We start from the raw sequence: 10,263 nt of genomic DNA, 5'->3' as shown, positions 1-10,263 counted from the left end.
GTTGGAAATTTGATTTGAGTGTACCACAAATGGTTTATTTATTTTTCTAGCTTAATTTTACAATTCAAGATTTTAAAAAAGAAGAGAAGCAGTTTTATAAACCAAAAACAATACCAGAAATTATTGATATACCTAAGATGAAGTTTATTGCGATTGATGGTATGGGTGACCCGAATGAATTAGACGGGGAATACCAGGCAGCAGTAAAACAATTATATAGCCTAGCCTACACGATTCGGATGAGTGAGCGTAATGGCTACACAATTGATGATTTCTTTGTATTTGTTGTTCCACCGCTTGAAGGATATTGGTGGCAAGACGGTGTACATGGTGTGGATTCATCAAGAAAAGAAGACTTCCAATGGGTTATGAAGTTGCGAATGCCAGAGTATGTCACACCTCAAGTCTTTGAGTAGGCTCAAAATGAAGTTCTAAACAAGAAGAAAATCAACACTGCAAACGTCTATCTTACAACGATAACTGAAGGTTTAACTGTCCAAATCCTCCATATTGGACCTTATGACGATGAAGTACATTCTGTGTCTAAGATGCATGACTATATCAACCAAGAAGGCTATCAACTAGATATTAGTGACATCAAGCATCATCATGAAATCTACTTATCGGATCCTCGAAAAGCTGATCCAGCCAAGCTTAAAACTATCTTAAGACACCCAATAAAAAAGAAATAACAAAAAAGTCTGAAGCGCACGCTGCGTCTCAGACTTTTTGCTTATAACCGGCGTAATACTGCATTTAATACATAATGTGAAAAATAATACACTGCTTTGGGTAATGGTAATTTTTCTAAATTATAATAAGTATTCCACGTCCGTTTCAATGCACCAATCCGGTCACTTGAAATCGAACCTTGAACTTGACGATAATAATTATGAACTTCTTGTAAGCCATAAGCTTTAACTTTTCGCTCACGCATTAACATTAACCACGTTGCTGTGTCTTGTCCTTTTCGAACAAGAGGCATACGGAAATCTCCAATTAATTCGCGGTCAATGACGACCGTCGAACAGGCAATGGCTGTATTTTTTAATAGCTCTGAATACGAGAAGGAAGCCGGTACATTGACGCGGTCTTTTAATACCTCACCTAATTCGTTGATTAATGCTAAGTCCGTATATGTAAAACCAACCTGTTTTTCTTGCATAAATACAAGTTGTTCTGTCAGTTTCGACTCCGACCAACAATCATCACTATCAACGAAAGCAATATATCTTCCTTTGGCATTCTCGATTCCAGTATTACGTGCCACGGCTGCCCCACTGTTTTCAGCTAAATTAACTAATTTAATTCGCTTATCTTCTTTAGCAAACCCTTCAATAATTTCAACCGAGTTGTCTTGGCTACAATCATTGACTAAGATCATTTCCCAATTGGTGTAACTTTGTTTAATAACACTCACAATGGTCTCGCTAATAAAGCGTTCTGCATTATACACGGGTGTGATAATGGATACTAAACCTTCTTCAAAAGTTGGCAAATTTTAGCCTCCTTAATTAATAAACGTGAACTAATTTCAATGGCACATTGTATAAAGTCGCCATTGTCATTTGGTCTTTTAACCAACGTTTCTCTGTATGATTCGCTTGGATGACAATCACAATTTGTTTCGGTGCCTGTTCATCACTCTTAACTTCTTGCAACTTCGAAATAAATCGTTCTGACGAATCATTTGTGTCTTCAAAGTCCTCCGATAAGGCACTTTGAGAAACAATCCAACGTAAGTTAACCGCTGGTATACGAATCGCATCTTGAACATTATATACAGCACCTTCATGGCTACTATGAACAAGTATATGCTGATCATCTAAGTCCCATGCATACTCAAAGGCATAATTAATCTTGCTCTTACGCAATCTTTGTAAGAAGACAATTCCACTTGTTAAGATCAGTCCAACAACGAAGCCTAAGACACCATATACAATTAATGATCTCGCATTATTCGAACGATATACGCTCAATGTCTCAACCGTTGGTAAACTTAGATATTCTTCTGTATCCAATACTTCACCAATCACAGGTTCTAAAGTGATATCTGCAAATTGGTTATCCATAAATGGAATCTCACCTGAAGCTAATAAGTCACGGTAAGCATTCGCTATCGCTAAATTTTCTTCGGCTGTCTTCCCTGCTAACACTCGGAAGATAAAAACGCCGGAAGCATTGTCTCTCACTGCAGAGATTGACCCACGAAACGTTGGTGTTTTAAATAACTCCAATGTTTTTTCACTATCAATTGTTTCTTGGAATTCAATTCCTGTTGTTTCTTCAACCGCTTCAACTACTTGAGGCGATGTAAAGTAATCATCAAATAAATGTGGATTCGAGAAGATTTGACCATCTTCAATCGTTACCACTGCTTTAAATGAACTCGGTTCTTGAGTATAAACATCCTCAAGGTAATCTGCAGCCTCTTGGCGGTCAGATAATAAAATATCAGTGATAAAATAACGTGCACCGACAGTAATCACAGATATAACTAAGGCGCCAATTAATATTCTTACAATATTATCTTTAAAAAATCGCCATAACTCATTTATTATTGTTGCTAAACTCATATTCATACCTCATTCTTTTTTGGTTTCGTGACGTTCTTCATTTCCATTAACTTCACAAAGCTAATCATTATTCCAAAGTAAACCCAATGCCATTCAATCAACATGTTATTCGCACTTGTGATACTCGCAAAGATATATACAACTAAGAACGATATAAAACTAATTGCAATTTGACGAATGACTTTTGATTCATGATGACGGAGTCGGTTTAAAGCTTGGATTAATAAGCCATAACTTACAACGTATAGGACAAATACTATGACACCATAACCGACTAGTATCTCAAGCCACCAGTTATGAATGTTTGTAAATTCATCAATAGGTAAAAATGGCAACATATCCATCCATATTTCAATATTCCCCGCTCCCACTCCAAAACCGAAAGTTTCTGCTAGGAATACTAAACCATTTCGCCATAGGTTAATTCGGCGTGAATCGCCTGTATTATAGAAATCGCCACCTAGATAAAACAAGTGCGAGACCATATCATTTAGCGATGGAACAAATATAATCAAGCCAACGATAAGGGCTAGACCGATACCTATCGCGCTTAAGATATACTTTCTTTTTATATCCCAATTAAATTGTAATAGTATAACCATAAAAAAGAAAAGTACGAAACTCAGTAAAATCATTCGTGAATCACTTCGATAAATTAAATATGCTGTTAATAGTATTGGAATCACATATAAATATCGTCGAATCGAGTGACGATTGAGATTCAGCATAATTAAATTTACTGGCAAGTATGCGAGTAATAAAGTTGCGTAATCATTCTGATTTGTAAAGGTCGTTACCGGTATACGAGATGATGGCTGAGTAGCAAAGGTATTATTCTTATCTAACGCTTCTAAATTAGCAAAAATATAGTGATTCGTAAGAATCTCATAAAAGCCCCAAAGTGCTAAAAATGTCATCATAATCCAAACTGTCTTAAGCAAAGCTTTCCAAGTGATTAAATCATTCGTCCACAAGTACAAACCTACCACGCTGCTCACACCTAAAGTAAGCAAGAACATCGCTTGGAACCAGTTCATCACATCAATCGTCCATATGACTGACACTGCTCCCCAGGCCCACCAAAAAAGATAAATACCAGTAATGACGGTGGCCGTATTATTCGGGATAATTTTAATATTTGGATCTTGTTTGAGTATTTGATAACCAAAGATGGCTATCATACCAATCACCAGTAAACGATAAATCGTAATTTGTGCTACCGGTGTTGGAATCGCTAATATCTCCGTCCCTAAAAAAACCGAAGTAACGATCAGTATTAAATATTTTCGCAAAGTTGTTCACCTTCTAACTTTTAAGTAAAATCCCATTCTCCAGGATGATTCTTAATTTCTAGTGCTGTTTTAATGGTTGGTATTTGGACAACTAATGCCAATAAACCTAAACCAATCGTAATAAAAATGCTGTAATCCAATGGATATAAATTAATTAGACCAGCAGTAATCATAATTAACATCGTAATTATTTGTTTCTTTTGTCCAAAGTAAAATCCTGTTCGACTTGAAAAATACGTTCTTGCAAGATAGAAAACAACATAAGCTGCTGTTGAAGCCAATGCGGCCCCTCTGAAACCAATAAAAGGAGTCAGTGATAAGTTTATAATGACACTTACAACTAAAGACATAATACTTACAAAGATATTATAATGTGTCTTTCTTGAAAATACGATTCCCAATGTCGTTGTCTCAGACAAAGTATACATAATATGAGGAAATGCTAATAGCCCCATAATGTACTGAACATCTAAATATTCCCCGTCTGAACTTAAAATTAAGGATATTGGATACCTTAAGACTAAGATCACGAAGAATAACCCTGATAATAAAAATAAGACAATATCACTAATAAATTTATAGTGTTTCATCGATTTATTCTCTTCATACCAACGATAGGCTGTCGGAATCCAAAAACTCGCAAAGGCCGTTTTTAATATTCCGATAATACTACCTATTTTACTCCCTGCTTTATAAATTCCGATATCCTTTAAGCTTGAAAACTCAGTCAATACTATAATATCAATGGAGTTAAGCGCAGCAGCTAAAGAGCTTGCAATCATAATCGGTGTTCCAAAGAGGAACATTTTCTTAATTAATTTTGGATCAATTTGAAAACCACGGAAATCCAATAAATCTCTGTAACGGAAAAATAAGACTAAATCGGCTAAGATTTGACCAAAAATCAAACCATAAACAACGGCTCTAAAGTCTCTCACTCCAGCGAAAATCATTCCCATAGATACTATGAAGTTTCCAACTTTAAGTAGTAAACTATAGGACGAAAACTCGACGGCTTTTTCTTGCATTCGTATACTTAAAAGTAAAAATCTCTCTACAATCGTTGCTAACACCCAAACTCCAGCGTACCAAACGATGTAGTAGTAATCCCCTGATTGGAACAGCCATTCAGAAAATGGAACTGAAAAAACAGCTGATACTGCAACAAGAAACACACCTAACATTAACGGTAGAAGCATCGCTTGTTGCATCAAGTTTCTTTTATTATCCATATGGTTATATTCGCGAGTAAACGCTTGATCCATCCCAATATATATAAAATTGGGAATTTGTAAAATTAAGGTTTCGAATGTTCCCGCTCGACCATACTCCTCAATTGGGAGTGCGTTTGTAAATATGGGGAACAAAATCAAAGAGATGGCTGCGCCTAAGATTGGTCCTAAGCTAAAGCCCGCTAACCTTTTCATAAATTGTTTCATTATTTATATCACCTTTAATAATTAGTGTATTGAGCTATCGATGTTGCATATAGCTTAGCCGCTTGAATATTAGTGTAATTATTTCTCTCAAGTGCCATTAAGCGCTCACTTGAATCTACTTTACTTTCTCGAGATGCTTTAAGCACTTCTTTTAACCAATCACTTGGCGCTGCACTTAAATTAACCCGATACAATAAATCGATCCCCAACTCCACTTCCATTGGAATTGTATGTGATAAGACGACGGGTACGCCTGCAGCTTGGCTTTCGATGGCCGTAGTACCTAATCCTTCGTTAATTGACGGGAAGAAAAGCACATCCATGACCGGAAATAACTCTGAAATCGGTGAGATACGTCCAACTAATTGAACATAATCATCTAATTGATTCACTCCAATTCGCTCTTTCAACTCTTCTTCAAGTTCTCCACTACCTGCGATAATGAACTTCATATTTAATTTCTTTAGTTTTGCTATTTCAGCTACTTGTAAAGTTAGGGCATGATTTTTAATTGGTGCAAGTCGTCCTACTTGTCCAACGACTATGGTATCCTTTGATATTCCATAGTGTTCCCGTCCCTTTTCACGAAAGTTATTTTCTTCTTCCGATTCAAATATAAAATCATCAGGCTCAATACTATTCGGTATGATAATCATGTCTTTTCGGTCGATTTTGTAACCGAAAAGCGCTTGAACAGCATCGCGACTGCATCCAACAAATTTAGCAGAGACAGTTTGGTTAATCATCTGGTTAAGATAATGTAAAAAACGTTGTGCGACACTTAATTGATTGTCATCGACATAATGATGGGCATGAATAATAAATTCAGCCTCACTTTGGAAGTTACTAATCGTTTTGTAAGCTAAAGCACGGTAGCCAGCTATATGACAATGGATAACATCATAATGATATAACTTAATGACACGTGAGAATGATTTGTAAAACTGTCTCCATCCTTCTTTTTTCGGATTCTTGATTTGATACACATCGCCACCTGTACGACGAATGGCCTCAACAAATTCTGGTGGACATGGTCCGTAAGTTACTACATCAAATACAATTCCAAATCGATGAATCTCTGTTGCTAAATTACGGATAAATGTTGATATTCCACCACCATGACTACTCATAATATGAAGAATACGTTTATTCACTTTTTGGCTCATCTTAACGATCCCCATCCTTACATCATTCTATAAAATTCTGAGCACTTTGACTTATCTATTATTAAAGTCGACTCTTTAACGCGATGAAACACCCACAATGATATAATTTAATCCATCGTGAGTGTTGTCGTCAGCGCTTTTTTATTCAGGTATTAGCGATTAACTAATACTCGAATCATTTGTTCCTGAGCTTTGTCCTTCATTTGCTTGGGTAGAATTAGAAGCTTCTTCAGAATAACTGCCTTCTTGTTCATTCCCACCGTCATCATAATCTGGTGTACTAGTTTCAGGTAATTCTGGTTCTGCAGGCACTTCCGGCTCTTGTGATTCTACCGGTGGTTGAGTTGTACTTTCCTCCGGCGGGTAATTCGGTTGAGTCGGTTGTGTGGGTTGACTATATTCTGGTTCTTCCCAATATTCATTGTTATTTGGTGTTGAGTTATTATTCTCCACAGGAGCGGGTTGAGTAATTGTTTCCCTTGCCGTTTCTAAAGATGTTTGTCTTTCGTTCAGTTCTTGTAAATCTTCTTCCGAAAGCCCTGTTGGATATTGATTAATAATAACCGCTAAAGATTTAGCCCGCTCTTCACTTTCTTGGATACCTAGTGGATCCTCTAAATCACTTGCTGTAATTGAAGGCATGTTGCTCACATAACGAAATTCATTCGCAACTTTTACTCGAGCATTTAAAGGTATGTGATAGTAGGCAATTTCATCAATTTGAATTTCTTCTAACGTTTCAAATTGTACTGAAGAAATATTATTTAATGCTGGCAGATACTGTTGGTAGATTGATAATACTTCATTCAAATCAACATTGGTCGTTACATATCGACTAGCTACATTAATTAGCCTTGGATATTGGACGACTGCATCTAAACTTAATGCTTTATCAATGATGGCTTTAATAACAATCTTTTGTCTGTTCTGACGTCCAAGCTCACCTTGGGGATCGTCATAACGCATACGAGCAAAGTTCATCGCCTTCACACCATCTACTTCTCTTCGCTCTCCTTCATGGAACTCAGTTCCACGATATTCAAAAGATAATGGACTCACAATTTCTATCCCACCGATGGCATCAATCATTTCTGATAAGCCGTCCATGTTCACTACTAAATAATAATCTATGGGTACTTGTAAGAAATCTTGCACTGTATCAATTGTTAAATCAATCCCACCATATGCATACGCGTGATTAATCTTATCGGGTTCATCTTGACCATCAATATTTGTAATCGTATCTCGCGGAATACTGACCATCTTCGTAGTGCCGGTTTCTGGGTTTAAATTAATTAGCATTAAAGTATCAGATCGACTCACATAACCGTCATCTTCTTGTCTTTCTGCTCCCCCATCAGTCCCTACTACTAAGACATTAATTGGATCTCCTTCAGCAATCTGCACATTTGTGTCACGAATATTTTGTACATTTACGTCTTGATTCGTATTATTAATTGCGGTTAGGACATTCCCATAAAGGTATCCTCCAATTGCTGCAGCAACTAATATAATTATAATGATTAAATTTCGTATTGTTTTCCAAATACTAAATTTACCATTTGTTGTAAAAAATCGTTTCAAATTACTCTCAGTCCTTATTAGCAGACTCATCTATTGCTGAAGCCATTCTTGAGACAACTTCTTTAATTTCACTCATGTCTGCAAAGTATATATATCGATCTTCCATTTGAGTTCTTTCTAATTGAACTAACTCATTGAGGTCGACATTCGTTAAATTATAATCATCATTGCGATAAATTTCAACTAATTTTGTAAAAGGTACCTCAGTTTGAATAACATATGCAGCATTTTCAAAATTTTCTGGAAGTTTTAGTAGATTTTCAAACTTAAAGAAATGTGTATAAAGGCTGTTTAATATCGCGTGATGAAGTTCCGATTGCTCTAAAGTAGGTAATTCGTTCCCTTCATCAATTAAATTCATGATTTCTATACCACTAAATTGAACCGCTTGATTACTATTAATTGATAAATCCTCAATATCTACTGGGACATTCACTGTAATTGGTTCGATTGGATCGACAATATCGCGAATGTTTTGGAGTCTCATTGCAGAAACATAATTCAATTCAACTTCAAATAAACGTTCGATTGTCTCTTTAATACTTGTGAGTCCACCGTTAGCATAAGTTAGAAGATTCATCTCTTCATCACCATCACTTCTTACGATTAAATTCATCGGAATATTCACCGCTTGAATTGAATTTTGTTCAGGATCAATATAATAAAGGGTAGACCATAAGGCTTCTTCAACTTGAGCCCCATCATAATAAATATTGTCCAATGCTACGAACAATACCGTATAAGGCGTCTCATCTGCTATATCTTGTTGCTGAGCAAGATGAGGAACGATTTCTTCTTCATATACTGTTGTTTGGTAGGTTTCTTCAATTGTTGAATACTGATAGAAGATATAAAATCCTGCAATGATAACTAAAATCATCAATATAAATAGAATGATGAACCATTTTGTCTTGGACTTTTGTTTAACCCGTCCTTCATAGGTAGGATAACTGTCTCTTGTTAATTTTTGTTTCCTTACCACTTTATCGCCTCATTACTAGTCTACATAACCATTAGGGTTGTTTTGTTGCCAACGCCAACTATCTTGACACATTTCTTCAAGGGTCTTCTCAGCTTTCCAACCGATTTCTCTGTGGGCTAAGTTAGGATTCGCATAAACTTCAGCCACATCACCTGGACGTCTTGCGATAACCTTATAATTAATTGGCTTATTCGTTGCTTTCTCAAAAGCATTTACTAAGTCTAGAACACTATAACCTTCGCCTGTTCCAAGATTATAGATATTCGTTCCTGTATAATCGAGTAACTCTTCTAACGCTTTCACGTGTCCTTTTGCAAGATCGACAACGTGAATATAATCTCTCACACCTGTGCCATCTGGTGTATCGTAATCGTCACCAAAGACACTTAATTCCTCTAACTTACCTACAGCTACTTGCGTAATATAAGGCATTAAGTTATTTGGTACGCCTTTAGGATCTTCACCAATTAAACCACTTTCATGTGCTCCAATTGGATTGAAGTATCTTAATAACGTTACGCCCCATTCTTGGTCACTATAGGCAACATCTTTTAATAAGTTTTCATTTACAATTTTTGTGTATCCATATGGGTTTGTTGCCGTATAGGTAGGCATAGTTTCATCTAATGGTGATGCGTTATCTGTTCCATAAACTGTTGCCGATGAACTATAGACAATCTTTTTAACATTGTGCTTAGTCATTACTTCTAACAGCGACACGGTTCCTTCAATATTATTGTGATAATACATTAAAGGTTTCTCAACAGACTCACCAACCGCTTTATATGCAGCAAAGTGAAGCACTGCTTCGATATCATGTTTTTCAAATATGTCATTTAATGCTTCTTTATTAAGAATATCAACGTTATAAGCTAATACATCTTTGCCTGTAATTTCTTTAATTCGTTCTATAGCAATCGGACTACTATTACTATAATTGTCCACGATAATTACTTCATATCCATTATTTAATAATTCTACAACAGTGTGGCTTCCAATATATCCTGCCCCACCTGGTACTAAAATAGCCAATATTCACACCTCACATAATTATTTGTTCATTGCCATATTATAGCATAACTTCTGTCTCTTTTAATTGTCTTAATACATTTATAACAAAGTTCATATAATTGGTTCATTCCGTAGGTGTTTTAAGTCAAGTCCATAATCCTGTGTAAAATACTATACAATGTTTCACCAGTCTCTCATTGATCAAACTTAATA

Annotated in this window: 8 protein-coding genes and 1 pseudogene; 1 reads left to right on the top strand and 8 read right to left on the bottom strand. The window is 36.0% G+C overall.

Annotation, left to right across the window (positions count from 1 at the left end):
- The first annotated feature begins 62 nt into the window (after nucleotides 1-62).
- A pseudogene (locus tag ACFO5Y_RS09815) lies at nucleotides 63-692 on the top strand (GyrI-like domain-containing protein).
- 41 nt (nucleotides 693-733) lie between these two features.
- Here ACFO5Y_RS09815 and ACFO5Y_RS09810 read toward each other — a convergent pair.
- From ACFO5Y_RS09810 to galE, 8 genes are all read right to left on the bottom strand, one after another.
- The gene (locus tag ACFO5Y_RS09810; RefSeq protein ID WP_197105300.1) at nucleotides 734-1,498 is read right to left on the bottom strand and encodes a glycosyltransferase family 2 protein; all 765 of its coding nucleotides are present in this window, start codon (nucleotides 1,496-1,498) and stop codon (nucleotides 734-736) included.
- A 16-nt stretch (nucleotides 1,499-1,514) separates the two neighbouring features.
- Nucleotides 1,515-2,576: a hypothetical protein gene (locus ACFO5Y_RS09805; protein WP_197105299.1), complete on the bottom strand. Its 1,062-nt coding sequence runs from the start codon at nucleotides 2,574-2,576 to the stop codon at nucleotides 1,515-1,517.
- A 2-nt stretch (nucleotides 2,577-2,578) separates the two neighbouring features.
- A complete protein-coding gene (locus ACFO5Y_RS09800) occupies nucleotides 2,579-3,868 on the bottom strand; it encodes an O-antigen ligase family protein (protein ID WP_231606978.1) in 1,290 nt (429 codons plus the stop codon).
- A gap of 20 nt (nucleotides 3,869-3,888) precedes the next feature.
- Nucleotides 3,889-5,307, bottom strand: coding sequence for a lipopolysaccharide biosynthesis protein (locus tag ACFO5Y_RS09795; protein WP_197105298.1), 1,419 nt, complete (start codon nucleotides 5,305-5,307; stop codon nucleotides 3,889-3,891).
- Between the two features lie 14 nt (nucleotides 5,308-5,321).
- Nucleotides 5,322-6,473, bottom strand: coding sequence for a glycosyltransferase (locus ACFO5Y_RS09790; protein ID WP_197105297.1), 1,152 nt, complete (start codon nucleotides 6,471-6,473; stop codon nucleotides 5,322-5,324).
- 159 nt (nucleotides 6,474-6,632) lie between these two features.
- Nucleotides 6,633-8,057: an LCP family protein gene (locus ACFO5Y_RS09785; protein ID WP_197105296.1), complete on the bottom strand. Its 1,425-nt coding sequence runs from the start codon at nucleotides 8,055-8,057 to the stop codon at nucleotides 6,633-6,635.
- A 7-nt stretch (nucleotides 8,058-8,064) separates the two neighbouring features.
- On the bottom strand, nucleotides 8,065-9,039 hold the full coding sequence (locus ACFO5Y_RS09780; protein WP_197105295.1) for an LCP family glycopolymer transferase: 975 nt from the start codon (nucleotides 9,037-9,039) through the stop codon (nucleotides 8,065-8,067).
- 15 nt (nucleotides 9,040-9,054) lie between these two features.
- Nucleotides 9,055-10,071 (bottom strand): UDP-glucose 4-epimerase GalE, encoded by a 1,017-nt coding sequence (gene galE / locus ACFO5Y_RS09775; RefSeq protein ID WP_197105294.1) that lies wholly within the window; start codon nucleotides 10,069-10,071, stop codon nucleotides 9,055-9,057.
- Between the last annotated feature and the right edge of the window lie 192 nt (nucleotides 10,072-10,263).

The organism is Ruoffia tabacinasalis (genome assembly GCF_042652985.1).
GTDB lineage: Bacteria > Bacillota > Bacilli > Lactobacillales > Aerococcaceae > Ruoffia > Ruoffia tabacinasalis.
The sequence above is the reverse complement of the archived record's forward strand: the minus strand, read 5'-3'. Positions and strand labels throughout refer to the sequence as shown.